This is a genomic window from Rhizobium sp. R693, from assembly GCF_002211315.1.
Lineage (GTDB): Bacteria > Pseudomonadota > Alphaproteobacteria > Rhizobiales > Rhizobiaceae > Rhizobium.
Genome location: NZ_LOKY01000004.1, coordinates 101,395 through 126,773, shown reverse-complemented (window position 1 = coordinate 126,773; position 25,379 = coordinate 101,395). Strand labels below are relative to the sequence as shown.

Here is a 25,379-nt window from a genome sequence, read left to right as displayed (position 1 = left end):
CCTGTAGGTTTGGCGTTTCAGCCGAAATACGTGCGTAGGGCGACCTTCACCTGGCCCAACTCGTCGAGGCCGAAGATCACGTCATGCTTGTCAATCGTCGTGCAGGGGTGCTTGACGCCGCACTCGACGACGTCGCCCACGCGAAGCTCGATAGACGGAACGTGGACGAACGCATGCTGATCGTTGAGCTTCGAAACGACTGAAGAGCTGTCGAGGTCGGCAAAGCGCTGCCCGTTTCGCCATACGGCGACGGCAACCGGGAGTCCTTGATCGTGGGCGACGTCGCGGAGACCGAACCCGCAGACGACGTCATGGGGGCCATTGGATGACAAGACTTCCGCCCAGATCCGGAGGGCAGGTTGGAACGATCCCTTGATCAAAAGGCTTGTGTCTTCGCCGAGTAGACGGCGCTCCGCCATGGCCTCAAGTCTGGAGTGAATAGGACCGTGGTCGCTGAAGAAGCATGCTCCGCTTCGGAGCAGCAACGTTGCGTTAGCGTCGCCCTCAAGCATCGGACGACACCGGTCGATAACGTAATCGAAGAGGCTGGAGCCGCCCATCGAGAGGACGAGCGGACGATCAGGTCCCACCTCCGCCCGAGTCGCCCGCCATGCCAGCGAGACGCGGCGAAACAGATCATCGAGATTGGCAAGGAGTTCGTCCTCGTCCGGGCGGTTGGCGGTTCCCTCATACGCCGCGATGCCTGCAAGCCGGATCCGGCTTGAATTGCTGCCCCCGAGGGACCGAACGAGGTGCATTGCCTCGTCCTGAGTTGCGACCCCGCCACGCCCGCACCCGATCTCGACAAGAAGGTTCAGCGGGGGAAGTTGGTCGTCGGCGGACCAGACCTCCGCAAGGGCCGAGACGACATCCGGAGAGTCCACGAACATGTGGACTTCAGCGTCGGCAAACTTACGAAGGACTCGCGCCAGACGAAAGACTGCGGACTTTCCGCCGATCTCGTTGGCGATCAGAATTCGGCCGAGTCCATGACTGAGCATCACGTCGGCCTGACGGATGTCCGCCACGGACACCCCCCAGGCGCCGCTGGCCACCAGGTCGCGGGCCAGCACCGGCGACATCGGTGTCTTGACGTGGGGAGCGATCTCGCAAGCGAAGTCCCGGCATACCCGGAACATTGTCCGCTTGTTGTCTTCGTAGGTTTGTAGATCGAGCGAAAGCAGCGGGAGGTTCATGTCTCCTCCAGCCGGATGCCAGCGTTCCTGCGCAATGTCGGAGGAACTGGCGGGTGCGTAGCCCGCCGGGATGCCACGCAGTCCCGGCGTGAGGTCGAAGACCCCTATTTCCGCAGCGATTTTCTCGATCGTGCTCATCGAAGCGCCTACTTTTCCGAAACCACGTACTGGTCGAGACGGTCGCGCTCCACAGCTTCCTGCGGGCGTTCTGCAGGCTTGCCGTAGCCGCCGCCGCCTGGGAGCTCGATGACCAGCCTCTTGCCTTCCGGGACAAACTGGCGACCCTTTGCCTTCAAAGCCGTTCCGTCGTTAAGATACGCCCGTCCGGCGACGCCGTCCTGGCCGCCCTCACGGCCACGTGCAGCATTCTCGACGCGGTCGAACATGGCGTTGAAGAAGAACTCGTGACCGTCAGTCGGGGCAATTTCGACCACTTGGCCGAGACCGCCACGCTGGCGCCCCTCGCCGCCCGAACCATTCCGCAGTTCCTTGCGCCAGACGATGATCGGACCGACGTGTTCGGTCGCTTCGACCGACATGCTGTGGACGCCGCTTGGGAAGGCCGTAGCGTTGAGTCCGTCGAGCGTCGGACGCGCGCCACTGCCGCCGGAATTGAACATCAGGATCTCTGTCCGATGCAGATCCAGGCCGTTGGCGACTCGACCCTGCGAGGGACGAGCGCTGAGATGGATGTTCCAGAGAGCGCCCGCGCCTTCTGCGGGCACTGTGTCCGGGAGCATTTTGTGAACGGCGCCGAGCACGGTGTCCGGGACGAAGTGACCCAGCACGTGTCGAACCGCGACCGGAGCCGGCCGCTGTGCGTTCAGGATGCAATTTTCAGGAGCGACGATCTTGAACGGCTTCAGCGAAGCGGCGTTGTTCGGAATCTCCGGCGCCAGCGAGCACTTCAACCCGTAGGCCGCATAGGCGGTCGTGTAGATCAGTGGGACATTGATGCCGAGCGAGCTCGGTGGCGAGGTCCCGTCGAAGTCGGCGATGATCTCGTCCTTCTTGACCTCGAGCTTCACCACCATGTCGATCGGCGACCCGTAGCCGTCGACCCGCATAGAGTTGCGATACACGCCCGCGGGCAGTTCGGCGATACGATCGACAGTCGCCTGATACGAGTGATTGAAGATGAACTTCGCAAGGTCCTCGATATCGTCGATGTCAAACTCGGCGAGCATTTCGATGAGACGCTTGTGGCCGATTTCGTTGCAGGCAGCGAGCGAGTACAAGTCACCCACGACCTGGTCGGCTTCGCGGACGTTGTTGCGCACGATGTTGATCAGGTCGCGATTAACCGCGCCGCGCTCGGCGAACTTCATGATCGGAATGAAGATGCCCTCTTCATAGACCTCGCCTGCGTCCGGTCCGAAGCCTCGACCGCCGACGTCGACGACGTGGGCCGTGCACGCAAAGAACCCGATAAGCCGTCCCCTGTTGAAGGACGGGCTGACGACGGTGAAGTCGTGAAGGTGCCCGGTTCCCTTCCAGGGATCGTTGGTGATGTAGACGTCGCCTTCGAAGATGTTCTCGCGACCAATTGTATTGATGAAGTGGCCGACCGCCTCGCCCATGGCATTCACGTGCCCCGGCGTTCCCGTGACGGCTTGGGCGACCATCTCGCCGGCGATGTTGAACACGCCAGCCGACAAGTCGCCCGCCTCGCGGACGCTGGTGCTGAAGGCCGTCCGCACAAGCGTCAGGGCCTGCTCCTCGACCACGGAAATCAGGCGGTTCCACATGATCTGGAGCCGCATCTCGGCGATTGCATCGCGTTTCTGTGTCATGGCCTTTTCCTTATGCGTTCTTTGCAGTCACAAGCAGGCAGCCGTCGGGCTGCATGATCGCTTCATAGGACGACGAGATTATCGTGGTGGTTTCGCGCTCGACGATGGCGGCTGGTCCGGAGACGTATTGCCCGACCTCCAGGGAATTGCGCTCGACGATTCCGGAAGAGAGGTACTTGCCTGCGCGGGCGTCGAACATTTCGCGGGTCGAAGGGACCTTTGCGGGCTGCGACTTCGCGGCCCGACGAACTGGCTGCGCCTCGTGGACGGGGGAGCTGGCGCGTAGGGACCAACTGATGATCTCAGCGTCGAGACCGTCGATAGCTCTGCCAAAGTAGGCCGCGTAGGAGTCTTCGAACTGCTGGCGGAGTGACGCGCCGTCGGCGTCGGAGTAGTCCTTGATGTCGACGACGACCGGGATTTCCCAGCCCTGCCCGACGTAGCGGACGTAGGCAGTGCATTCCATTTCGACCTTTGCGTCCGGGTCGGCCGCATGAACGAAGCGCTTTGCCTCTTCCTGCAATTCCTTCAGGACGGCGTTGACTTTGGACGCCTCGAAACGGGCGAAGCGGATGTAGGCGCTACGCACAGACTCGAACGCGATAGGCGCGCGAAGGAAGCCGATCGCGGAGCCCACGCCTGCTCCCGGGGGAATGAGCAATTCCTTCATTCCCAACTTCTCGCAAAGACGAGATGCATGCAGGGGAGCAGCGCCGCCGAATGCGATCATGCTGTATTCGGCGAGTTCCTTGCCGTTTTCAACAGCGTGCATACGCGCCGCGTTCGCCATGCTCTCGTCGACGACTTCGCAGACACCAAATGCGGCGGCGTTCTCGTCGATGTCGAGCTTCGCACTCACCTGCTCGGCGAAGGCGGTCTTGGAATTGTCGGCGCGGAGCTTGATGGAACCGCCAGCGAAATTGTCGCCGTCGAGGCGCCCGAGAAGCAGGTCGGCATCGGTCACCGTTGGCTTGTCGCCGCCTCGGCCGTAGCAGGCGGGACCTGGCTCCGAAGCAGCACTATGGGGACCGACCCTGATTTGTTTCATCCCGTCAACGGAAGCAATCGAGCCACCGCCGGCGCCGATCTCAATCATTTCGATGACCGGAATCGAGATGGGCATGCCGCTACCCTTCTTGAAGCGGTAGGTGCGCGCCACCTCAAACGTCTTTGCAGTCTTGGGAGTGGCGTCGTCGATGAGGCAGATCTTCGCGGTCGTCCCGCCCATGTCATAGGAAAGAACGCGACCGAGGCCATATCGCTTGGCAAACTCGGCCGCGAAGATGGCGCCTCCTGCAGGCCCAGACTCGAGGAGACGCACGGGAAATTCGGCTGCGCTTTCGACCGTGATGATACCTCCACCTGAATGGATCATGAAAACGGGGCAGCGGGCACCCTCAGCACGTAGCTTGTCTACGAGGCGATTGAGGTAGGACGCCATCAGCGGCTTCACGTAGGCGTTCGCGCAGACGGTGTTGAAGCGCTGGAACTCGCGCATTTGCGGCGAGACCTCGCTGGAGATCGAAATCGAAACGCCGGGTATCTCGGCTTCGAGGATCTCGCGGACCTTCTTTTCATGAACGTCGTTGACGTAGGAGTGCATCAAGCCGATCGCGACGCTCTCGTAGCCACCCTCCTTGATGGTTGCAGCAAGGGCAGAGATCTCGGCCGGATCCAGTGCCTTCAGCACTTCGCCATCAGCCCCCACGCGTTCGTCGACGACGAAACGGTCGCGGCGCGGAATTAGTGCCGGCGGCAGCACGATATTCAGATCATAGAGCTCGAAACGGTTCTCCGTGCGCATCTCGATCACATCACGGAAGCCGCGGGTCGTGATGAAAGCGGTCTTCGCCCCGCGACGCTCGATAAGAGAATTCGTGGCGAGCGTGGTCCCGTGGATGATAGTGCCAACTTCCGAGAATGGCAGTGAAGCGTCACGCAGCACGGACGATACACCCTCGATGATGGCGGCCTCCGGCGCCGTATAGTTCGTGAGCACCTTGGTGGAGTAGATCTTGCCTTGGTACTCCATCGCCACATCGGTGAACGTGCCGCCGATGTCCACGCCGATTCTGGCCTTTTGGTTGTCCATCTATCTAAGCCCTATCTTGGGAACCCGTTGTGTTTCACGTCTTGCCGCCCGTTCCCTGTTATCGACATGCGGCATAAGCCGGCTTGGCGGCTAAGATCGTACCTTACCCTGATAGAGATATGATCTCTTGTCAATAGTTAGTTTAAGAGATCCTGCATTATGTGGACAGACCGCCACGCCGGGACACGAAAAATGCCTTGAAATCCGGGGTTTCAACTTCGTTATGGACATCCAGGTGGCGAACAGGCAAACATGTATGCGATAAGATATGATCACTGACGTTTGGGCTGGAGACACTCACTTGACCACAACGAAGAAGAACACGCTGACCCTGAAGACTGAGCAGGCCCTCCGTGAGAGGATCCTCGACGACTCTACGAAGATCGGGGACAAGCTTCCCACCGAAAAGGCGCTGGCACTCGAGTTCGGCGTTAGCAGGACGGTCATCCGCGAGGCGGTCGCGGCTCTTCGCGCAGACGGACTACTCGAGGCAAAACACGGCGTGGGTGTGTTTGTCTCCCAGAAGGTCGAACCGGATACAAATGGTCAGCAACCAACTGGAATCCTTCATTTTTCTGCATCCATGCTCGACATTCTCGAGCTCCGCATGGCGGTGGAGGTGCACGCAGCCGGCCTTGCAGCGGCTCGTCGATCGTGGGCTCAAGAGGCGAAGATCTGGGAGGCGGCGGATCGATTCCGTGCCGCCCTCGCCGACAACCAGCCGACAGAGGAGGCGGACTGGGCCTTCCATCGCTCGATCTCCGAAGCGACGAACAACGAAGCATTCCAAGAGTTCTTCGACCGCCTGGGTCTTTCCATCCTTCCCCGGCGGGCCTTGGAAGGCGCAAAGCGTGGAACGCTCATTACTCATCAGTACCTCGAGAAATCGGTCGGTGAACACCAGGAAATCTGCGAGGCAATCGCCCATCAGAACGTCGAAGCAGCGCGCGAGGCCATGAAGAAGCACCTCGGGCGGAGCCAGATGCGGTATAGGGGCCTGATGGTCCAGGCAGGAAAAAATGCAGAAAAACCAGATAACGCGCTTGACGATACCACATAAGATATGATCTCTTTGCCGGGTGATAGGATCACAATTTGACGGCAGTTGCTCGGCGTCGCTCCTATCAGGATGCGGCCGGTAGCGCGGTCGCCAACCTCCAGCAGGCGGCCCTCGCTAGAGCCCGATGGATCGGGCGTCCGTGTTGTCTGCAAGCGCCCCGGCGTTCGGCCGGCCAAGCATGATCGGAAGCACGGCTATGTCCTCTACTGAATCTCTTATCGAAACTGATGTCGTCGTCATTGGTCTCGGCGCGATGGGAGCCGCAGCGCTCTACCAACTCGCAAAGCACGGCGAGCGCGTTCTTGGCATAGACCGTTTCGTGCCGCCGCATGCGAAAGGCTCCAGCCACGGCGGTACGCGGGTGACCCGCGAAGCCGTGGGAGAGGGTCCAGCCTATGTTCCGCTTGCCGTGCGCTCGCATCAGATTATCGCGGATCTCGAAAAGGAATTCGACAAGACCTTCCTAGTGAAGTCGGGGACCCTGATCGTGGGTTCACCGATGACCGGCGCGACCCCACTGCACGGTGCAGAGGACTTCCTTGCCAGCAGCATCGCAATGGCCGAGCAGTTCGGCATCGAGCACGAGATCATGAACGCGGACGAGTTGCGCGCACGCTATCCTCAATTCCGTAGTTTCCGAGATACGGACCGCGGATACCTGGAGCCCAACGCCGGCTATATGTTGCCGGAAGCGCTCATCGAGGCGCAGATAGAGGGTGCCGTCGCGGCCGGCGCACAAACCATGACCGATACGATCGTCGAGAAGATCGAGCAGATCGATGGCAAGGTGATCGTGCACACAAATAAAGGCACCATCCATGCCAATCGGGCGGTGGTCGCAGCCGGCGCGTGGACCCGAGGTCTGCTCGGCGCTCCTTTTGACAAGATCCTGACGGTAACACGCCAGACGATCCACTGGTACGACGCCGACGACTTCACCCCATTCGGCCCGGAAAACATGCCTGTTTTTATCTGGTTCGTGACGGACCGGCTCGAGGACTACTTCACTGGCTTCCCGGTCACCGATCCAAGCGAGGGCGTCAAGATGGTAGCGAGCCGGGACACGCCCGACACCGATCACGAAACTATCGGTCCGAAGGCCGAGCTCTGGGAGTCGCAAGACTTCTACAACAAGCACGTCGGCCCCAACATGGTCGGTGTGAAGCCCGACGTCGTGAACAACGCGACCTGCTTCTACACGAACACGCCCGACAACGGCTTCATTATCGACAACCATCCCAAGATGGATCGCGTGATCGTCGTATCTGCTTGTTCTGGGCACGGCTTCAAGCATTCGCTGGGCATTGGCGAGGCGGTCGCCGAAGTGATCCATGACGGCGAGAGCAAGATCGACCTTTCCGCATTCAATTTGGCTCGCTTCCTGTAAGGGCCATTGCCATGCAGGATTTCTCGCGACTCCATCATGATATCGAGGCGGCGGCTGGCCGCATCGGCAAGTACATAGTCCGGACACCGCTTCTCGAAAGCGCTTGGCTGAACTCGAAGCTCGGCCTGCGGCTGCTCATCAAGCCCGAGAACCTTCAGAAGACTGGCTCCTTCAAAGCGCGCGGGGCGCTGAACTTTTTGTTGCGCCGAGACGCGGGACCCACCAGCAGCTTTGCCGGCTACTCGTCTGGAAACCACGCTCAAGGACTCGCCTATGCAGCGATGGTCTGCGGGTCTGCGGCGACGGTGATCATGCCAGCGTCCGCTCCCGCCCGGAAAGTCGAGGGTGCCAAGGCACTGGGTGCCACGGTCGAGCTCATCGGCGACTTCTTTAAGAGCCGGCAGGCACGGGTGGAACAACTGGTGGCGCGTGGCGCGACCTTAGTGCCCCCGTTCGACCATGCTGACATCGTGGCCGGCCAGGGAACCGTTGGTCTTGAGATTGTTGAGGACTTGCAGGCAAGGTCCATTCAGCCGGAACTGCTGGCCGTTCCGACTAGCGGCGGGGGACTGATTGCCGGAACAGCGGCGGCACTAAAAACACGCTTCCCCGACTGCGCCGTAATGGCCGTCGAGCCGCGGGGCTTCGATGACTTCGCAAAGTCAGTCGAGGCCGGCGCTCCGAGAGGCTATGAGCCTGGAGGTAGCACGATTTGCGATGGGCTGATGTCGCCGCGGCCAGGTGCCCTCCCCTTCGAAGTGGTGCGGGAGCTGCGTCCGTCTTTCGAGACCGTCTCGGACGATCGGGTCCTTGAGGCCATCCGGTTGCTCTTCGAAAGCTTCAATATCGTCGCGGAGCCGAGCGGCGCGGCTGCCTTTGCAGCGGTGGTGGCCCGTGCGCAGTCACTCAAGGACAAGACGGTCGCCGTCGTCGTATCCGGAGGCAACGTCGACCCAGCAGTGTTCACCCGCGCCCTCAGGGGCGCAAGCGAAGACATTTTCCACGTTTGAAAGAAAGTGATCCAATGATCTACGATCGAATCCTCCTCACCGGCGCCGCCGGATTGCTCGGAACCGAGCTACGCAAGCGCCTCGCCCCTAGGGTCAAGTTTCTGCGCTCCACGGACATTGCTTCGATGACCGACGCCGCGCCGAACGAGGAACAGGTGCAGGCGGACCTCGGCGACCTGAACGCCGCCAAGGAGCTCGTCCGCGACATCGACGCCATCGTGCATTTCGGCGGCATCTCGAAGGACGCCGACTACGAAATAATCCATCGGGTAAACATCATCGGCTTCCAGAGCCTGTACGAAGCCGCCCGCATCGCAGGCGTTAAGCGCATCGTGTTTTCCAGTTCGGTGCACGCCATCGGGTTCTACGACCAGACGCAGACGATCGACGCGAGCGTTCCTACCCGCCCGGACTCCAACTACGGAGTTGCCAAGGCGTTCGGCGAGAACCTCGCCCAGCTCTTCTGGGACAAGCACGGCCTGGAAACCGTGTCCTTGCGTATCGGCTCGTCGGAACCCAAGCCCAGCACGCGCAGACACCTAATGACCTGGCTTTCGTTCGACGACATGTGGCAGCTCGTCGAGCGCTCGCTGACCGTACCGCGCGTCGGTCACACCATCGTCTACGGCGCCTCCAACAACCGCGCGTCCTTCTGGGACAACCGCCTCGCCGCCCACCTCGGCTACCATCCGAAGGACAGCGCCGACGACTACACGGACGAGATCTTTGCAGCCGATCCGCATCCGAATCGCGAGGACATTGTGAACCGCCTGCAGGGCGGTATGTTCGCGAAGTGACAGCGAGGTTTTCAAGATGCATGTAGGATTCATTGGCCTGGGGGTCATGGGCACCCCGATGGCAGCCCATCTCCTTGACGCCGGCCACGTGGTCTGTTCCTCGGTCAACCGGACCGCACCCGCTCCGGAACTTCTGAAGAAGGGCCTGCAGGTGATGGCGTCCCCAAAAGAAGTTGCGCAAACTAGCACCGTGATCATCACGATGCTTCCGAATACCGACGACGTGGAGCGCGTTCTGTTCGGACCGGGATCCGTGTCCGAGGGGCTCGGCGAAGGAGGGCTGGTGATCGATATGAGCACCATCGACCCCTCGGCAACGCGGGGCTTCGCCGAGCGCTTCCGCATGACCCGCCGCCAGTACCTCGACGCCCCGGTCTCCGGCGGCGAAGTCGGAGCGAAGGCCGCGACCCTATCGATCATGTGCGGCGGTCCGGCCGAGGCGTTTGAAATGGCGAGACCGCTCCTTGAGCGCCTCGGAAGGAACATCACTCATGTCGGCGAAGTCAACGGCAGCGGCCAGAGCTGCAAGATCGCCAACCAGATTGTCGTCGCGCTGACGATCGAGGCGGTTGGAGAGGCACTTGTATTCGCCTCCGGCGCCGGCTGCGATCCGGCGAAAGTGCGCGAGGCTTTGATGGGGGGGTTCGCCGCCTCGCGAGTCTTGGACGTCCACGGCGAACGGATGATTTCGCGGAACTTCGAGCCGGGCTTCCGCATCGCGCTCCATGCGAAGGATCTGGACTTGGCGCTCGCCGCTGCGGCACATGGCGGCGTGCCCCTTCCTGGAACCTCTCTATGCCGTCAGCTCCTCGCCGCCAACCAGGCGGCCGGCGAGTGGCAACTCGACCACTCTGCGATCGTGAAGTCGCTGGAGCGGCTTGCATCCAACACCCTGAACGAAACCAGGAAGGAAAACAATGCTGACGGGTAAGCACCTCATAGCCGGCCAGTGGAAGGACGGCGAAGGCTCGTTTAGGTCCTCAACGATCACCGGCGACGACCGGACGTACTCCTCGGGATCATCGGCCCTCGTAGCCGAAGCGGTTGTTGCTGCGGAAGCGGCCTTCCCCGTTTATAGCGCCCTGCCCCGCGGGCGACGCGCCGCCTTCCTGCGCGCAATAGCGGAAGAGATCGACGGGATCGGCGCAGAGATCACCGAGGTCGGAAGCGCCGAAACCGGGCTGCCCGAGGCCCGCCTCGAAGGAGAGCGGGCGCGCACAACCGGACAGCTCCGCCTTTTCGCCGACCATATCGAGGACGGATCCTTCCTGGACAGGCGGCACGACGTCGCCCTACCTGACAGGATGCCACTGCCGCGTCCCGACCTTCGCCTGATACAGCGGCCGATCGGTCCGGTCGCGGTGTTCGGCGCATCGAACTTCCCCCTGGCATTCTCCACAGCGGGCGGCGACACTGCCGCGGCGCTTGCAGCGGGCTGCCCGGTCGTGGTGAAGGGGCATAGCGCCCATCCAGGCACGGGCGAGCTGGTGGCCCAGGCGATCGATAAGGCGATCCGACGCTGCGATCTTCCTCTCGGCGTCTTCAGCCTCATCCAGGGTGGCAATCGCGCCGTCGGCAACGCTCTCGTCCAGCATCCCCTGATCAAGGCGGTCGGCTTCACTGGTTCCCTTGTTGGCGGGCGCGCGCTGTTCGACCTTGCCATGGCCCGGCCCGAACCGATCCCGTTCTTCGGCGAACTTGGCTCCATCAACCCGCTGTTCGTGCTGCCGGAGGCGCTACGCGCCCGCGCGGTCGAGATAGGACTAGGCTGGGCCGCATCACTGACGCTCGGAGTCGGTCAGTTCTGCACCAATCCGGGCGTCGCCATCGCGGTGGCTGGTGCCGATGCCGACCGCCTGGTGAGCGTCGCCGCCAGCGCCCTGGCGAAGGTCCAGGCGGCTCCCATGCTGACTGGCGGCATGGCGCAGTCGTATCGTGACGGAACGGCGGCGCTCGCAGGAGCCCAAGGTGTGGTCACGGAAGTCGGTCAGGCAAGCCCGGACCGTGGCGCCGCGCCCTTTCTCTTCCGAACGACGGCGAAAAACTGGCTCTCGAATCCAAAGCTGCATTCCGAGGTCTTCGGTCCATCCGGAGTGGTCGTCGAGGCTGAAGGACTCGACGAGCTGCTGGATGTCGCGCGTTCCTTCGAGGGGCAGTTGACGTTCACGATCCAGCTCGATGAGGAGGATGCAGGCCTGGCAGGCGAGCTTCTCGCCATCGCCGAACGGAGGGCAGGTCGAATCCTGTGCAATGGTTATCCGACCGGCGTGGAGGTATGCGACTCCATGGTGCATGGAGGCCCCTATCCGGCCTCGACGAACTTTGGCGCGACCTCGGTTGGAACGATGTCCATCCGCCGCTTCCTGAGGCCCGTGTCCTATCAGAACGTGCCGGTGAGCCTCCTTCCTCAAGATCTCCGATAGGTCTCCACAAAAACAACCCCCCCGGACAACAAATCCGGGCGTTTTCGCATGCCGTCTGCGCGACGCGATCAGGCTGTTTGCATCTTGAAGCGCTGAAGCGCGTCACGATTGATCTCAATGCCGAGACCTGGGCCCTCAGGAATGGAAACGACGCCGTCAACCGCCTCTATGGGCCGTTGCAGCACCGCCTGCCGGAACGGATTATGGGTACGATCGAACTCCATGATCGGCTCTACGGGACTCGCTCGGACCGGGTCCGGAACCATTGCCGCTATGAACTGAAGAGCGGCGGCGATCTGCACGCCTGTTCCCCATACGTGCGGAACAACACGAACGCCGTTCAAGGTGGCCATATCCGCAATCTTCGCGGCTTCCGAAAGCCCCCCGCAGCCGCATATGTCAGGCTGCAGGATATCGACGGCTCCCGCGCTCATCGCCTGCCACATGCCCCAGCGGCCATACCACGTCTCGCCGCCGGCAACCGGTATGGGCTGGCGCGACCTAACCTCGCAGTAGGCCGACAACTGTTCTGGAAGCACGGGTTCTTCGAACCAGTCGATGTCGTATTCGGCGGCAGCCTTGCCGAGGCGGACGGCCTCAGCGACCGTGTAGCCGTGGTTGGCGTCGATCATCAGCCGCATCTCGCTTCCGATCGCGTCGCGGACGGCCCGAATGACGCGCAGATCCTCTTCGACGCCGAAGCCGATCTTGATCTTGCAAGCATGGAAGCCCTCGGCGCGGCGCTGGGCCATTTCCGTGGCGTTATCCGACACGCGGTCGACGCCGTCCCGCTTGAAACTGCCTGTGGCATAAGCGCGAACGCCTTCGCGCCAACGGCCACCGAGCAGGACGGATACTGGTGCGTCGTAGTGCTTGCCCTTGATGTCCCAAAGGGCGATGTCGATTCCGGACAGCGCGGTCACCGTGAGGCCGCGCTGTCCCTGATCGCGAAGAAGATTGTACAGTACTGCCCAGAGCTTCGCCGTCTCACGCGGATCCTTCCCGATGAGATGCGGTGCATATGTTGCGACCACCGCGGCGTTCGCCGCAGCCGGACCCAGGCACTCTCCCCAGCCGATCGTACCATCGTCGCATTCGATTTCGACGAGGACATGAGAGCGCCGACTGAAGCGTGTGGCGGCGCTCTCGAACGCCGTTTCGAGCTCATGATCAAGCAGATGAGTACGAACGGCGACTATCTTCATCAAATGCTCCTATCGGCGGTAAGGCCCGATCAGCGATTCCATCATGCCCATCTCTTGCGACGTCAGGTCCGTGAGCGGAGCGCGGACGGCACCGGCGTCGAAGCCTTGGATACGGACCCCCGCCTTCACGGCGGAGACGGCATAGCCCTTAGCACGGTTGCGGATCTTCATAAAAGGATAGAAGAAGTCCTTGAGGATCTGTTCGCACTTAGAGCGTTCGCCAGCGCGAAGCGCGCGATAGAACTCGTTGGCAAGCCCAGGGACGAAGTTGAAGACGGCGGAAGAATAAGTGGTGAACCCGGCGCCGAGATACGCCTCGGCGAACAGCTCGGCAGTCGGCATTCCGCCAAGATACATCAGGCGATCGCCGACGGTGGCTGTGACCTGGCGTACGAGGCCGATGTCGCCGGTACCGTCCTTGAAGCCGATCAGGTTCGGGCACTCCTCGCACAACCGCGCAAGCGTGTCGGCCTGTAGAACCGAGTTGTCCCGATTGTAGACCATGACGCCGAAGCCGACGGACTGGCACACCTTCTTCACGTGGGCGTAGAGCCCTTCCTGCGGCGCATCGATTAGATAGTGCGGCAGAAGCAGGATCCCATCCGCCCCGGCCTTTTCGACGCTGCGTGCGATGTCTACAGCGATATCCGTGCCGTAACCGCAGCCAGACACGATCGCCGTTTCGCCGGCCGCTTCCTTGGCGGCAGCAACGATCGTCGGGATTTCGCCAGGCTTGAGCGAGAAGAACTCGCCCGTCCCTCCCGCCGCGAACAAAACGGGCGCCTTGTAGCTCGCGAGCCACTCTACGTGCGCCTTGTAGCTTTCAGGGGCAAACACCCCGTCCTTGTCGAAGTGGGTGACCGGGAACGAGAGAAGGCCTGAGCCGAGCGCGGCCTTGAGTTGCTGCGGGTCCATGATTGTCTCCAAGTTGATATGCCCTCACCATACCCGCGAACTGATCAATGTCAACCAGTGATAATATCACTTGCTTAACTTTCACAGAGAGATCATATTTCACGTGACGCCGACGGCTCCGTTCCTTGCCGGCTTTGATTTCAAACGCTTCGTGATGAAGTCGTAGTATGTATCGCCCACGGCAAATGGAGATCCTCATGACAGAACCAGCAACGGACTCTGCCATCCACGACGGAATGAGACTCACCACGAAAGTGGTGGAAGCCCTCAGGCGACAGATTAGGGACGGGCGTTACAAGCCTGGTGACAAACTGCCTTCTGAGACGAAGCTGACTGAAGAGTTTGGGGTCAGTCGAACGGTTATCCGCGAGTCGGTCGCATCGCTTCGTTCCGATGGCCTTCTGGAATCCCGCCAAGGGGCTGGAGTGTTCGTGCTTGCCCCGACGACCAAGGACATGCGCTCATTCAAGGGGGTCGATGCGGCCAAGGTCTCGTCACTCATAGAGATGCTTGAACTACGCACGGGAGTAGAGACTGAAGCCTCGGCGCTGGCCGCATTGCGCCATTCTCCCGCACAGGAGGCCGAGATCATTGAAGCCTTGTCCGAGTTCAGCCTTCACGCCCGACGCGGGGAACCTACCGCAGCGTCCGACTTCAACTTCCACCTCGCTATCGCCCGGGCGGCAAACAATCCGCGGTTTGTCGAATTTCTTGAAATGGTGGGAGTGGCGTTGATACCCCGCAAGGCGATCTCCGGCAGCTTCGAACAGGGTCTGGCTGACGCCGATGTCGAACGCATCATCGAGGAGCATGAAGCCATCCTGGATGCCATCCAGGCGGGCAACGAGCAGAACGCGCAGGCGGCTATGCAAACCCACCTCAGGAACAGCCAAATGCGGTATCGGGCAATCTTGAGATCTTCTCAAGGTGGCGCCGGAGGTGGATGACATACTACAACATCAGATTGAGATATGATCTTACTGACATTCACCCTACGCCTTGGGAGGTTCGCATGTGATCTCCGCGTCGAGGAGGGCTGAGGAATGTCGAAAGTAATCTCGAGGCGAAATACTGGACACGGAGGCGATGTCCTTTGCGAGCGGCGATATCGTGATCGTTCGATGGTATCATCCGGGAAACCGGCGTTAAAAATCCTCGGTTTTGGGACGCAACCACGATCGACCTCAAAGGGACAACCTGCGGTCTAGCCGTAGCTCGAGGATGCTGTGCGAGTGGCGCGGACTGCTCGCACATCAGATCGCTCTAGCCGGAGCGAAATCACCTAAGTGACAGATTGTACTGCTTCAATTTGCGATACAGGGTCGCCCTACTGATCCCTAGAGCATCAGCGCAAGCGACAGCATCCCTTCCATGACTATCCATCGCGGAGAGAATAGCTTCGCGCTCCGCATTACTGGCAGCGGTCTTCGACGAAACCGAACTTCTGTTTGGCTCTTCACCAGGGAGGCGGATAGGAGCGCGGGTGGAAGATGGTGGAGCTTCGGACACCGACCGCTGGATTGATTTGGGCGAAGATGTTTCTGTGCGCACAGGCACAGGCGTCAGCATAAGATCATCGGACCGAATTCTCCCGTTCTCTGCAAGACGAGCTGCGCGTGTCAGGACATTTCGGAGTTCGCGAATGTTACCCGGCCACGGGTGCGCGAGAAGTTGTGACATTGCCGTATCATCAACGGTAACGGGCCCTTCGTCCGAGATCTGCTCGAGCAGATTATGGATGATTGTTATAAGATCGGTGCGTTCCCGTAGAGCTGGCAGATTAACGATTGTCCCAGCGAGACGGTAGAAAAGATCCTGGCGGAATGTGCCCGCCGCGACCTTTTCGTGGAGGTTCTGGTGAGTGGCAGCCACGACTTGGACATCCACGGTCCGCACTTTACCGGAACCCAGCGGCATTACTTCCTGCGTTTCCAGGAAGCGCAGCAGCCTCGTCTGCAATTGCAGCGGCATATCCCCGACTTCATCGAGGAAAAGCGTGCCCTTGTCCGCTTCAACGATACGGCCCGCATTCCCCTCTTTGCTGGCGCCAGTGAATGCACCACCGCTGTAGCCAAAGAGTTCGCTGTCGATGAGTGTGTCCGGAACAGCCGAGCAGTTGAATGCCACAAATGGCCCGACGGCACGCACGCTCTCATAGTGAAGCGCGCGTGTGAGCGTATCTTTGCCTACACCTGTCTCGCCCAGGAGAAGAACGTGCAACCCACACCCGAAGACACGCTTCAAGATATCAATATTACGCTTCATTGCCACGTCGTCGCCGGCGCATTCGGCAAGGGTTGTGATCTTGCGAACCGTCTTTGCTTTAACCGACTTGGAAATTGACACCGAAGTTTGTGCCTGAGGCGCTGAAATCGGGCGTTTCAGAGAAACGTCGACAATTTTACTGCTCCCTAGTGGGCGCAACTCCCGCAAGGCCTCGCAGAGATAGTCGATCGTCGGGTTTCCTCGGATCTTCTCAAAAATTGCCCAGATGGACCTGGATCCGATTGCGGAATCGTCGACCTTGAAGAGATTCCTGGCATTCTTGGTTGCACCGACGATCCGGAAATCGCCATCGATCGCAAAGATGGTCGGCGACCGCTGGTCGGCGTTGACCGAGAGGGTATAGAACTTGCGATAGAAGTTTCTAAAATAGGCCGTTTCAAGCCTATCCGCCGTGATCTGCGCAATTCCAAAGACTACGCGGTGGGCGAGTTGGGGAAGGCCAGGGTTTCGCGTGGAAAGGTTGATTACTCCCAGCACTTGCCCATCGGGTCCAAAAAAAGGCGCCGCAGCGCACGCCTGGCCCGTCAGATCTGCATAAAAATGGTCAGTCAGATATACCGCGGTGGGGGCCAGGTTCTTTAGGGCAGTACCGATACCATTCGTGCCGCCTACCTCCTCGGTCCACACAGCACCGATCCTGTCGCTGCCGCAGTAGAACGTAGAATCCCGGCTCCGCCGCTCGGAGATGATGACGCCATTTCGATTGGCGATATGCGCGCTGTAACCACCGCCCTCAATCATCGTCAAGGTGGTCTCCAGCTCGCTGGTAGCCAATGCTATGTCGTTGTCGAAAAACTCGCGCTCCGTTCTCATCTCCTTGGACGACAGATCGATCAAAGTCGGCCGAAATGGATCGAGCTTGTAGTCCTGCAGACAGCGCGCCCATGATTCCGTTCGCCATGAGGCGTCAGATCGATCCGCACCGGAAAGCACGGCCTTTTCGATAAGACGGAAGTGGTCGTCCGTATCAAGCATTTAAACAAGGCTCCTTGTGCGGAAGCCAATTAACCGGGCAAAACTGACGGCTGTCAAGGAACTGTCATCAGTCTCTCGAAGTCTCATTTCTGAGACTGATCTGAGACTGGCGCCAAGAAAAACGACGAAAGCCTCAATAGCCTTTTAAAATCAAACATATGTCCGTCTGGCACGTCAGTTGCAGCTCCCTTTCCAACCTCAAAAATGCGGGAAATGAAGGAGATTTGCATGGCGTACACGGACACACAGCTATTCATCGGTGGTGAATGGTGCAGCGCGAGCGATGGCAGGACCCTCGATATCGTCAACCCCTCCAACGGAGACGTTATCGGCACTGTCGCGCACGCTTCTCGCGCTGACCTGGAAAAGGTAGTCGAGGCTGTGGTGGAAGGCTTCAAAGTGTGGAGCGCCACGTCCGCGTTCGAGCGGTACAAGATCATCCGGAAGGCAGCGTCACTGCTCCGTGATCGCCTTGAAGACATTGCCCACCTGCTCACCACCGACGAAGGAAAGCCATTGGCGGAATCCCGCCTCGAAGTGAATTCCTGCGCGGACCTGCTCGACTGGTTTGCCGAGGAAGGCCGCCGCGCCTACGGACGCGCAATCCCCTCCCGCTCGATCAGCGTCCAACAGTTCGCATTGAAGGAACCTGTGGGGCCCGCCGTCGGCTTCACCCCGTGGAACTTCCCGGTGAGCCAGATCGTCCGAAAGCTCGGCCCAGCCATCTCCGCGGGGTGCTCGATCATCATCAAGGGACCCGAGGAAGCACCCGCCGCACCCGCCGCGCTCTTCCGTTGCCTCGACGAGGCCGGAATTCCGGCGGGCGTCGTCAATCTTGTCTTCGGGACGCCCTCTGAAATCTCAGAGTTCCTTGTCCCCCATCCGGCAATACGGAAAGTATCGTTCACCGGGTCGGTCGGCGTCGGCAAACATCTCGCCTCGCTGGCAGGGCTTCACATGAAGCGGGTTACCATGGAACTCGGCGGGCACGCCCCCGTCATCATTGCGGATGATGCCAATATCGAGGCTGCCACCACCGCCCTTACCGGCTCAAAGTTCCGCAACGCCGGACAGGTCTGCATTTCCCCGACCCGGTTCCTCATCCAATCGAAGGTCCACGACCAGTTCGTCGAATCCTTCGTGGCAAAAGCCAATGCACTGAAGGTGGCCGACGGACTCGGTGACGGGTCCCAGATGGGTCCGCTGATCAACGAACGCAGGCGAGTTGCTGTCGAGGCACTCATTGAAGACGCGGTATCGAAGGGTGCAAAATTGGAGACTGGGGGCGAGCGCATCGGAAACCAAGGCTTTTTCTTCGCGCCGACAGTCCTCACTGGGGTCAACACGGACATGCGCGCGATGAACGAGGAACCTTTTGGTCCGATCGCGCTCGTTCGTTCTTTCGCCGACATTGACGAGGCCCTCGTGGAAGCAAATCGCCTCCCCTTCGGCCTGGGATCCTACGTCTGGACCACCAGCGCGACCACTGCACGCCGCCTGGCACACGGCATCCAGGCTGGCATGGTGACGATCAACCATATCGGGCTCGGCTTGCCGGAAACGCCCTACGGCGGCGTAAAGGACTCCGGTTATGGTTACGAAGGCGGCAGTGAAGCGCTGGACGCCTATCTCAACACCCGCTTCGTGACCCACGATACCCTGTAAGACGGAGGAGCCAGTCATGATCAGAGCAGACGATTTCCGCGAGGCCATGCAGCGGTTTGCGGGACCAGTCACCGCCATCACCACGATTGAGAACGGCATCCCCTCCGGGTTGATGGCGACCGCGGTCTGCAGCCTGTCCGCGGAGCCACCGTCTCTTATCGTCTGCGTCAACAAGACCGCGTCGGCTCACGACACAATACTTCGCCAGGGCTTTCTCGGAGTCTCGGTCCTGGCGGATACCCAGATGGCCTTTGCAAACCATTTCGCGCGAGCGAAGGGACCCGACCGTTTCGAGGGAGCCCTCTGGTGCATGCAGGAGACTGGAGCTCCGCTTCTAGCGGATGCGTCCGTCGCGTTTGACTGCCGTATCGCACAGACCCATGACGGCTTCAGCCACACGATCATCGTTGCGCTGATCCATGACATTCTTCTTCCTAACAGCAACGCCGACCGATGCCTTCTCTGGCATCGCAAGGGCTTCGTGAGCCTGACTGCTCAGGAAGCCGAAAACGCTACAGCCGAATAAGGAGGCTACAATGGCTTTTTCAACCATCGAAGATGCGATCGCAGCAGTGGCACGCGGTGAGATGATCATTGTCGTGGACGACGAGTCGCGAGAAAACGAAGGTGACCTGGTCATCGCGGGAGACGCAGTGGATCCAGCCGCTATAGCTTTCATGATGAACCATGCTCGTGGTCTGGTTTGCGTGTCACTTCCCGGCGAACGGCTAGACGAACTGGAAATGCCACTCATGGTCCGAAACAACTCGGAATCCATGAAGACTGCATTCACGGTCTCAGTCGACCTGATGGAAGGAATATCGACAGGCATATCGGCGGCGGACCGTGCCAGGACAATCAGAGCTCTTGTCGATCCCACGTCCAAGCCAGATGATTTCGCTCGCCCGGGCCACATCTTCCCTTTGCGTGCGAACCCGAAAGGGGTGCTAGGTCGACCGGGTCACACCGAAGCGGCCGTTGATCTGTGCAGGCTCGCTGGCCGCACGCCTTGCGGCGTGATCTGCGAAATTGCCAAGGACGACGGGACGATGGCGCGCGTGCCGGAGCTCGAGATCTTTGCAGAGGCCCATGGACTGCATCTGGTTACGATCGAGGCTCTTATCGAATACCGCCGACACGCCGAAAATGTCGTCGAGATCACTGCCAAGTCTGAAATGCCCACCCCGCATGGTAGGTTCGAGGCAATCACTTTCACGGACGCGGTGGCGGGTGTTGAACACGTGGCTCTCGTGATGGGGGACCCGTCTCGCGGGCCATTTCCTGTCCGTATCCACTCTGAATGCCTTACGGGGGAAGCGTTCGGCTCGCTCCGGTGTGACTGTGGGGACCAGCTTGAGATGGCTCTTTCGATCATTGGTGGCGAGGGCGCTGGCTGCCTCATCTACATGCGTGGGCACGAGGGTCGAGGGATCGGACTTGGCCGGAAGATCGAAGCATACGGTCTTCAAGACTCGGGCTTGGATACTGTTCAAGCAAACAAGGCGCTTGGCCTTCCGGCAGATGCGCGCGACTACACCGCTGCAGCGTCACTTCTGACGCAACTAGGCGTCAGCGAGGTCGTACTTCTAACGAACAACCCGGATAAAGTTGCCGCCATGGAGGCGAGCGGCATTGTCGTAAAGGCACGCCGCGGGCTGATTGCCGCAACGCAGGCGAACAATGTCGCCTATCTCACCGCAAAGCGAGAGAAGTTCGGGCACTTCCTCGAACCCGCTCGGGCGCTGGAGGCCGGTTGAAGGAAGATGCCTCGGCAACTTCACGTCGCGTACCGCTGCGCCGATTTCGCCCGGGCCCTACTTCAGAGCTACAAGCGATTGCTCAGATTAGTCCGAGCTTACCGATGATCGGCGGCATAAGAGATGCCGGCTCGAAACCATAATCCGGAAACAAGAATGCCACGGAATCCCGTGGCTTTTCTTTAACGTGTTGCCCGAACAGGTGGTTCGGATCAACGCCCGTACACTGCACGGCGGATGTCGCCACGCGACAAACCGATATCCTTCAGAGAGGCGTCGCTGAGCTGAGATAGCTGGCGATAGGCCTTACGCATTTGGAAGAAGTCGATAATCTTATCGCTCGTTTTCATCGCAAACCCCGTTTCGTTCTGCGTAATTATTTAGCAGAGCGCGCACGAAATGAGCAGTCGCAAGCTTGCATGGCTGGCCTACGCCAAATGATGATCTTCCCTATGCGGAGCCATCTACTTGTTGCCTAGCGCAAAGGCACTCGAGGCCGAAAGCCGCTCCCTCAGATCTCGTTAAGGACGACATCATACCGTTTAATTGTAATCGTTCCCTTTCTGTTCCTTTCCGAAATCAGGGTCAAGACGATACGCAAGAATAGGAATATCGTCTCGTCATGTCAGTGGTGAGAGAGAAAGTTTCGTTGAATCAGGGACGTAGGCCCAGCCGGCAAGTCACCGGCGTTTTTGTAAAAAGTTTGTGGATGCCGGCGGATTGCCTTCAAACTCGCAACAATCTATTGCCGCGTCCGCTATGCCAAGGAAAAGAGATTGTCAGCGAAGCCGAAGAAGCCACTAGATCTGTCGTCCACGCTCCGTCATGTACGGGCTCCCACCATCGAGGTCGAGTGCCGGGCATGCGGCCGCGCCGGCAGCTACGTCCGGGCCGAGCTCATCAAGAAGCTCGGAGCCAGCATCACGTTCGCCCGGCTTCGGCGCATGTCGGCACTCGGATGCGATCGTCTGATGGATGCAGATGGTGATCGGTGTGGCACGCGGTTCCGCCGCTTGGGGCCGAATGCAGCCATCAGCTAGGCATCTCGCCAGTCGTCATCAAATCCAGCCACGATATCCAAAACACCCACATCGGAACCGATGCACTCTGCGCAAATGCCGAATGCATCCTCGCCGAACTCTTCCCTGCTCCTACGTTGATGGCAGCAGTCGCAGAGGGTGATTCCGCGGCAGGAGAGCGTCACCGGGGGCAGGATCTCGACAAGAGAACTTTCGCCCGCGCGACTGGCAGGTTCTGGCATGATAACCTCGCTGAATTCCTATAAGTATGAGATGGGAGCGGTCATTGGCGGCGCTTTCCAGACCGCGGTGTTGGCAGCTTTATGCTGGTCAGCTAGGTTGTGCATCCCAACCGCTGGGAGGCGGCTGGATTGTGTAATCTTTACGCATGCACGACATTGATTGGGTCCGGAAATGGGCGATCGATGCCGAAAGCATGATCAACCTTATGCCCAGGTATCAAATGAACCCCGGACAGATAGGTCCGATCATCCGCAACAATGCGGTAGGCCGCAAGCAGCTCGTCCATGCACAGTGGGGCCTCCCCTCTCCGACGCGGGTGCAAGAAGAAGCTGCGGCGAGCCGGGCCGCGAAGCTCGCTGCGAAGGGGAAGCCTTTCGACATGGACGAACTCGTGCGGATGGAACCTGATCGCGGCGTGACGAACGTCCGGAAGCTCAATATCAAGCACCGGAGGCAATGGCTCGGGATCGAGCACAGATGCATCGTTACCACTTTCGCTGAACCCGATCCAGCCAGCCACGAGCCGGGAAACTGCCCAACGCTTGGTTGCCCGAGACAAAGCAAGGAACTAACGTTCTTACGTGCCGCAATGAACGAGCGTGCGGAAGGTGCTGACGACTAATGACTGATGACTGATGACATGACTTTACGGTTTCCTGAGGACGAACCGGAACGAAATCGTGAAGCCCGTGCACTTCAAGGCGATGCCTGTCCTGCTGCTGACGAAGGAACAGACGCATGTCTGGATGAGTGCCGTGGGAAGAAGCCCAGCATCTGGCGCGCTGAGCGCCGATGATGCGATCATAATCACGTTGCGCGGAGCCCTCCGGAACCAACATAATCTCGACGGAGGGCGATCCCATTCAGGCGAACTTGGTGAGACAGCACAGGTCCTGTGGGTCGATACGACAACCAAGGAAGAGGCTCGCGCACTCGACCGTGCCATATGGGATTTCTCGACCCGGGAAGAACCTGACGGCACCACCATAAAGCAGGCTCCCGGCCCGGCGCCCGAGAACGGCCAGTTCTGGTCGCACGCACTCGACCGTATCAAACACGATCCCGATCAAGCGTTATGCCATGGCTCGTCGCCACCTGCCCCTGCCCGCAGCATGGCGCGAGATGGCGATCGCTCTTTCGTATGAAGATCCCGACGGCGCGCAAGGAGCAGGTGGGATACGAGGATGTAGTCAGAGAGCTACACCATCTTGCGGCGATGGTGAGCTATGCCGGATACTGCATCATCCAGCGTGTTCCATATGCCCGCGTCGCCGCTCTCGACCTCTCGTATGACCGCATCGGTTTCGACAAACTCCTTCTCCTTGTAGCCACCGATGGAAAATGGGTGCGGGAGCTGTGGGGCGAGCCGTCGGCGCATCGTTCGGCGGCCGTACTGCATGCGGATATGCTTTCTGCCGATCTCAAGCCCGGATCGACGCCGACAACGAGCGGGAGGATGTCGAGCGCATGGATTTGCTGTTCGGCGAACTCAACTCGAACACCTATGTCGAGAGCCGCTCAGATCAACGGCCCACTCCGAAGCGCAGCGGTCTGCTCGGTTGGCTGTTTGGTCGATGAGCCCGCAGCACGCTAGCCGTTCTCGTCGACAGGTGCTGCTCTAGCTTACCTCTAGAACGCATTCGTCTTTATCACTGGCGACAAGCCGCTGGCATCCAAAACGAGCCACCCAACATGCTCTTTCGTAGCAGTCGGACGACGCTTTGCCCGCGGGAGCCACACACAGCTCGCACCACATCCGATGCCGCGCGCCCAACCCTGGAAATCGCTTTTGGGAATTAAAAGCCGTCTCTGTCTTCGTTAACCGTGAACAGAGTTGGTGGTTACGTCCGAAGCGCCGCCTGCCGGGGCTTCGGCGGCGTCTATTGGGTTAGAACCATCCGGAAGCCCAAGGTCTGGCTCCAAAAACCCGAATTTTCAGTATCTTGACGTGGTTAGTCGCAACTAACAGCCGATCACCGCACCATCTTATCCTCTCGAACCCAGAACAGAGAGTTTTAGGAGAAGAGGCGCCCTTGCCCTCATGCGCCGGCTGAAATTGCCCGCACGCGCGATACGGGACAAGACCCGCCCTGCAGAGACAGACGGCATGTCTTCCCAAGTCGTGGAACCGCGAGCACCATCAGCTAACGTCCCCACGTTTTCAGACCCTTACGTCGGTTAGTCGCGACTAACACGAATTACACCGCTTGCAGGGCCTTCTCGCCGTTGTTGCGAAGTAATGCCATGATAACGGGCCCGAGAGAAAACTCATCCCGCTCCGCTCGCCGTGTCAGGTCCCGCAGATATCCGCCTGGCGAATTGATCAAATTTGCGCGCTCCAGAATACAACCAACCGCGACCGCTGCGTTTTCCGGCCCCATGACCTCGCAGGCGTCTTGATAGGCGGACGGGCTGATCCCCAGCATTGATCTAACCACCACGGCGGCCGACATGAGGTCTCGCCAGCTTCGCACTGCTCCGCTCGGCCCGTAGTCGGCCATCTGCTGGCAGGCCTTCAGCACAATACCCAGCGGGAAGGCTTTTAGTGGCTCAACACCCGTCCTGCCGGACTTGCTCGGCTTTGCGCCCTGCTCTTTTTCAGAGCTAGGTTCAAGTTCATGGAAGGATTCGGGATTTGAATTCTGTATGTGCCGCTCAATGTGAGCATCATTGGTGCTATTAAAATTCGAATTCGACTGATTATCCAATTGATTGAGGACCTCCTCGCGGAGGAGTTCCATCTCATCGAGAATAGCTGCCACATCTGCCATGGTTGGAGAGCGCGGAATGCGGCCGACCAGCTCTACGTACATTGCTTCAACAGCTGCCCAGTTGCCGTCCGCGCCCTCCTCCATGGCCGCCGAAATAAGCTTTCGAACGTCCCGGCGGCAAATGGTCAGATTCTCCTTGGCTTTCCTGAAGGCCGAACGGGCCGCAACGACTTTCTGCGCGGCGAGGGCCAACTCTTCCGATCTGGCAAGGATTGGCGACAGGTCGAAGCCGAACGCGTTCTCGATCTCGCCAGCGCCGTTCTTCCGGGCATAACGTTTGCCGTTGGCGCTGTCTTTCCGGACGATCAATCCGCAGTCTACGAGCAATGCAAGATGGCGCCGAAGCGTCGCCCCGGCCATGCCGTGGGCGCGAAGAATCAATTGAGCGTTTGAAGGAAACACGACCAATTGTGCATCATGGCGCAATTCGTTTTCGGGGTAAAAACTCAGTAGCGCGTCAAGAACAGCGAGGCTGTTGGACTGCAGACCAAGCTCTTCCCGGGCTTCGGAAGCGTCCCGGAAAACCTTCCACTTCTCGACCGATTTGCCGGCCTTGATCTCGTTTGTCGCAACCTGCCGCTTCACAAGGGCGAGCGTCATAGGCCGCCGCCCAAAGGGCGTCGTCACACTTCCAGTCTGCATCGTCTTTCACCTTTCAGAAGGCAAAAGAAATCGGCTCACCAAATCGGTGCCAAAGACTCTTGACGAATATTCGTGGAAGTGCGATTCTCAGGCTGCTTAGATCTGAAAGAGGTTTCCACGACGGCGACGTTTTGGGGGCCTTT

The 25,379-nt window shown here is 59.8% G+C and carries 21 protein-coding genes and 1 pseudogene; 12 read left to right on the top strand and 10 right to left on the bottom strand.

The window, feature by feature from the left end:
• Nucleotides 1–17: 17 nt before the first annotated feature.
• From ATY79_RS05850 to ATY79_RS05840, 3 genes are read right to left on the bottom strand one after another with little or no spacing between them, the layout of a single operon-like run.
• The gene (locus tag ATY79_RS05850; RefSeq protein WP_088703270.1) at nt 18–1,334 is read right to left on the bottom strand and encodes an alanine racemase; all 1,317 of its coding nucleotides are present in this window, start codon (nt 1,332–1,334) and stop codon (nt 18–20) included.
• An 8-nt stretch (nt 1,335–1,342) separates the two neighbouring features.
• The gene (locus tag ATY79_RS05845) at nt 1,343–2,989 is read right to left on the bottom strand and encodes a hydantoinase B/oxoprolinase family protein (RefSeq protein ID WP_088703269.1); all 1,647 of its coding nucleotides are present in this window, start codon (nt 2,987–2,989) and stop codon (nt 1,343–1,345) included.
• A gap of 10 nt (nt 2,990–2,999) precedes the next feature.
• Nucleotides 3,000–5,081 carry a hydantoinase/oxoprolinase family protein gene (locus ATY79_RS05840; RefSeq protein ID WP_088703268.1) on the bottom strand — a complete coding sequence of 694 codons (2,082 nt, stop codon included), beginning with the start codon at nt 5,079–5,081 and terminating at the stop codon, nt 3,000–3,002.
• A gap of 301 nt (nt 5,082–5,382) precedes the next feature.
• Here ATY79_RS05840 and ATY79_RS05835 point away from each other — a divergent pair, with 301 nt between their 5' ends.
• The 6 genes from ATY79_RS05835 (at nt 5,383) to ATY79_RS05810 (ending at nt 11,758) form a co-directional block, all read left to right on the top strand.
• Complete coding sequence (locus tag ATY79_RS05835; protein ID WP_245312322.1) at nt 5,383–6,141, top strand: FadR/GntR family transcriptional regulator; 759 nt, start codon at nt 5,383–5,385, stop codon at nt 6,139–6,141.
• A gap of 196 nt (nt 6,142–6,337) precedes the next feature.
• Complete coding sequence (gene solA, locus ATY79_RS05830) at nt 6,338–7,528, top strand: N-methyl-L-tryptophan oxidase (protein WP_245312321.1); 1,191 nt, start codon at nt 6,338–6,340, stop codon at nt 7,526–7,528.
• Nucleotides 7,529–7,539: 11 nt separating this feature from the next.
• The gene (locus ATY79_RS05825) at nt 7,540–8,538 is read left to right on the top strand and encodes a threonine/serine dehydratase (protein WP_088703266.1); all 999 of its coding nucleotides are present in this window, start codon (nt 7,540–7,542) and stop codon (nt 8,536–8,538) included.
• 14 nt (nt 8,539–8,552) lie between these two features.
• Nucleotides 8,553–9,335 (top strand): NAD(P)-dependent oxidoreductase, encoded by a 783-nt coding sequence (locus ATY79_RS05820; RefSeq protein ID WP_088703265.1) that lies wholly within the window; start codon nt 8,553–8,555, stop codon nt 9,333–9,335.
• Nucleotides 9,336–9,351: 16 nt separating this feature from the next.
• Nucleotides 9,352–10,266 (top strand): NAD(P)-dependent oxidoreductase, encoded by a 915-nt coding sequence (locus ATY79_RS05815; protein WP_088703264.1) that lies wholly within the window; start codon nt 9,352–9,354, stop codon nt 10,264–10,266.
• Entirely contained in the window at nt 10,253–11,758 is a 1,506-nt protein-coding gene (locus ATY79_RS05810; RefSeq protein ID WP_088703263.1) for an aldehyde dehydrogenase (NADP(+)), read from the top strand. The genes ATY79_RS05815 and ATY79_RS05810 overlap by 14 nt, the downstream gene beginning before the upstream one ends.
• Nucleotides 11,759–11,826: 68 nt before the next feature.
• Here the strand turns inward: ATY79_RS05810 and ATY79_RS05805 are convergent, their stop codons facing one another.
• Both ATY79_RS05805 and kdgD read right to left on the bottom strand, forming a co-directional pair.
• Complete coding sequence (locus ATY79_RS05805; RefSeq protein ID WP_088703262.1) at nt 11,827–12,963, bottom strand: mandelate racemase/muconate lactonizing enzyme family protein; 1,137 nt, start codon at nt 12,961–12,963, stop codon at nt 11,827–11,829.
• Between the two features lie 9 nt (nt 12,964–12,972).
• Nucleotides 12,973–13,878 (bottom strand): 5-dehydro-4-deoxyglucarate dehydratase, encoded by a 906-nt coding sequence (gene kdgD, locus ATY79_RS05800; protein ID WP_088703261.1) that lies wholly within the window; start codon nt 13,876–13,878, stop codon nt 12,973–12,975.
• A 197-nt stretch (nt 13,879–14,075) separates the two neighbouring features.
• Between kdgD and ATY79_RS05795 the strand changes: the two genes are divergently transcribed.
• The gene (locus ATY79_RS05795; protein ID WP_088703354.1) at nt 14,076–14,825 is read left to right on the top strand and encodes a FadR/GntR family transcriptional regulator; all 750 of its coding nucleotides are present in this window, start codon (nt 14,076–14,078) and stop codon (nt 14,823–14,825) included.
• A 331-nt stretch (nt 14,826–15,156) separates the two neighbouring features.
• Here the strand turns inward: ATY79_RS05795 and ATY79_RS05790 are convergent, their stop codons facing one another.
• The gene (locus ATY79_RS05790; RefSeq protein WP_088703260.1) at nt 15,157–17,139 is read right to left on the bottom strand and encodes a sigma-54-dependent Fis family transcriptional regulator; all 1,983 of its coding nucleotides are present in this window, start codon (nt 17,137–17,139) and stop codon (nt 15,157–15,159) included.
• Nucleotides 17,140–17,367: 228 nt separating this feature from the next.
• Between ATY79_RS05790 and ATY79_RS05785 the strand changes: the two genes are divergently transcribed.
• The 3 genes from ATY79_RS05785 to ATY79_RS05775 are packed head-to-tail and all read left to right on the top strand — an operon-like array spanning nt 17,368 to nt 20,561.
• Nucleotides 17,368–18,804, top strand: coding sequence for an NAD-dependent succinate-semialdehyde dehydrogenase (locus ATY79_RS05785; protein ID WP_088703259.1), 1,437 nt, complete (start codon nt 17,368–17,370; stop codon nt 18,802–18,804).
• 16 nt (nt 18,805–18,820) lie between these two features.
• On the top strand, nt 18,821–19,330 hold the full coding sequence (locus tag ATY79_RS05780) for a flavin reductase family protein (RefSeq protein ID WP_088703258.1): 510 nt from the start codon (nt 18,821–18,823) through the stop codon (nt 19,328–19,330).
• A gap of 10 nt (nt 19,331–19,340) precedes the next feature.
• Nucleotides 19,341–20,561 carry a bifunctional 3,4-dihydroxy-2-butanone-4-phosphate synthase/GTP cyclohydrolase II gene (locus tag ATY79_RS05775; RefSeq protein WP_088703257.1) on the top strand — a complete coding sequence of 407 codons (1,221 nt, stop codon included), beginning with the start codon at nt 19,341–19,343 and terminating at the stop codon, nt 20,559–20,561.
• Between the two features lie 212 nt (nt 20,562–20,773).
• On the opposite strand, the gene ATY79_RS05770 is transcribed toward ATY79_RS05775, so the two are convergent.
• Nucleotides 20,774–20,911 (bottom strand): DUF1127 domain-containing protein, encoded by a 138-nt coding sequence (locus tag ATY79_RS05770; protein ID WP_088703256.1) that lies wholly within the window; start codon nt 20,909–20,911, stop codon nt 20,774–20,776.
• 426 nt (nt 20,912–21,337) lie between these two features.
• Between ATY79_RS05770 and ATY79_RS05765 the strand changes: the two genes are divergently transcribed.
• On the top strand, nt 21,338–21,601 hold the full coding sequence (locus tag ATY79_RS05765; RefSeq protein WP_088703255.1) for a hypothetical protein: 264 nt from the start codon (nt 21,338–21,340) through the stop codon (nt 21,599–21,601).
• Here the strand turns inward: ATY79_RS05765 and ATY79_RS05760 are convergent.
• A complete protein-coding gene (locus tag ATY79_RS05760; RefSeq protein WP_088703254.1) occupies nt 21,598–21,822 on the bottom strand; it encodes a hypothetical protein in 225 nt (74 codons plus the stop codon). The genes ATY79_RS05765 and ATY79_RS05760 overlap by 4 nt on opposite strands.
• A gap of 146 nt (nt 21,823–21,968) precedes the next feature.
• Here ATY79_RS05760 and ATY79_RS05755 point away from each other — a divergent pair.
• A pseudogene (locus tag ATY79_RS05755) lies at nt 21,969–22,702 on the top strand (SOS response-associated peptidase); the annotation flags it as partial.
• Between the two features lie 319 nt (nt 22,703–23,021).
• Here ATY79_RS05755 and ATY79_RS30755 read toward each other — a convergent pair.
• Nucleotides 23,022–23,222, bottom strand: coding sequence for a hypothetical protein (locus ATY79_RS30755; RefSeq protein WP_189637963.1), 201 nt, complete (start codon nt 23,220–23,222; stop codon nt 23,022–23,024).
• Nucleotides 23,223–24,021: 799 nt separating this feature from the next.
• Nucleotides 24,022–25,236 carry a plasmid replication protein RepC gene (gene repC / locus ATY79_RS05745; protein ID WP_088703253.1) on the bottom strand — a complete coding sequence of 405 codons (1,215 nt, stop codon included), beginning with the start codon at nt 25,234–25,236 and terminating at the stop codon, nt 24,022–24,024.
• Nucleotides 25,237–25,379 lie beyond the last annotated feature (143 nt).

Bases quoted from the DNA above. Each gene is read 5' to 3' on its own strand.
- ATY79_RS05850 (WP_088703270.1), bottom strand. From the start codon at position 1,334: ATGAGCACGATCGAGAAAATCGCTGCGGAAATAGGGGTCTTCGACCTC.
- ATY79_RS05845 (WP_088703269.1), bottom strand. From the start codon at position 2,989: ATGACACAGAAACGCGATGCAATCGCCGAGATGCGGCTCCAGATCATG.
- ATY79_RS05840 (WP_088703268.1), bottom strand. From the start codon at position 5,081: ATGGACAACCAAAAGGCCAGAATCGGCGTGGACATCGGCGGCACGTTC.
- solA (WP_245312321.1), top strand. From the start codon at position 6,338: ATGTCCTCTACTGAATCTCTTATCGAAACTGATGTCGTCGTCATTGGT.
- ATY79_RS05825 (WP_088703266.1), top strand. From the start codon at position 7,540: ATGCAGGATTTCTCGCGACTCCATCATGATATCGAGGCGGCGGCTGGC.
- ATY79_RS05820 (WP_088703265.1), top strand. From the start codon at position 8,553: ATGATCTACGATCGAATCCTCCTCACCGGCGCCGCCGGATTGCTCGGA.
- ATY79_RS05815 (WP_088703264.1), top strand. From the start codon at position 9,352: ATGCATGTAGGATTCATTGGCCTGGGGGTCATGGGCACCCCGATGGCA.
- ATY79_RS05810 (WP_088703263.1), top strand. From the start codon at position 10,253: ATGCTGACGGGTAAGCACCTCATAGCCGGCCAGTGGAAGGACGGCGAA.
- ATY79_RS05805 (WP_088703262.1), bottom strand. From the start codon at position 12,963: ATGAAGATAGTCGCCGTTCGTACTCATCTGCTTGATCATGAGCTCGAA.
- kdgD (WP_088703261.1), bottom strand. From the start codon at position 13,878: ATGGACCCGCAGCAACTCAAGGCCGCGCTCGGCTCAGGCCTTCTCTCG.
- ATY79_RS05795 (WP_088703354.1), top strand. From the start codon at position 14,076: ATGACAGAACCAGCAACGGACTCTGCCATCCACGACGGAATGAGACTC.
- ATY79_RS05790 (WP_088703260.1), bottom strand. From the start codon at position 17,139: ATGCTTGATACGGACGACCACTTCCGTCTTATCGAAAAGGCCGTGCTT.
- ATY79_RS05785 (WP_088703259.1), top strand. From the start codon at position 17,368: ATGGCGTACACGGACACACAGCTATTCATCGGTGGTGAATGGTGCAGC.
- ATY79_RS05780 (WP_088703258.1), top strand. From the start codon at position 18,821: ATGATCAGAGCAGACGATTTCCGCGAGGCCATGCAGCGGTTTGCGGGA.
- ATY79_RS05775 (WP_088703257.1), top strand. From the start codon at position 19,341: ATGGCTTTTTCAACCATCGAAGATGCGATCGCAGCAGTGGCACGCGGT.
- ATY79_RS05770 (WP_088703256.1), bottom strand. From the start codon at position 20,911: ATGAAAACGAGCGATAAGATTATCGACTTCTTCCAAATGCGTAAGGCC.
- ATY79_RS05760 (WP_088703254.1), bottom strand. From the start codon at position 21,822: ATGCCAGAACCTGCCAGTCGCGCGGGCGAAAGTTCTCTTGTCGAGATC.
- ATY79_RS30755 (WP_189637963.1), bottom strand. From the start codon at position 23,222: ATGCAGTACGGCCGCCGAACGATGCGCCGACGGCTCGCCCCACAGCTC.
- repC (WP_088703253.1), bottom strand. From the start codon at position 25,236: ATGCAGACTGGAAGTGTGACGACGCCCTTTGGGCGGCGGCCTATGACG.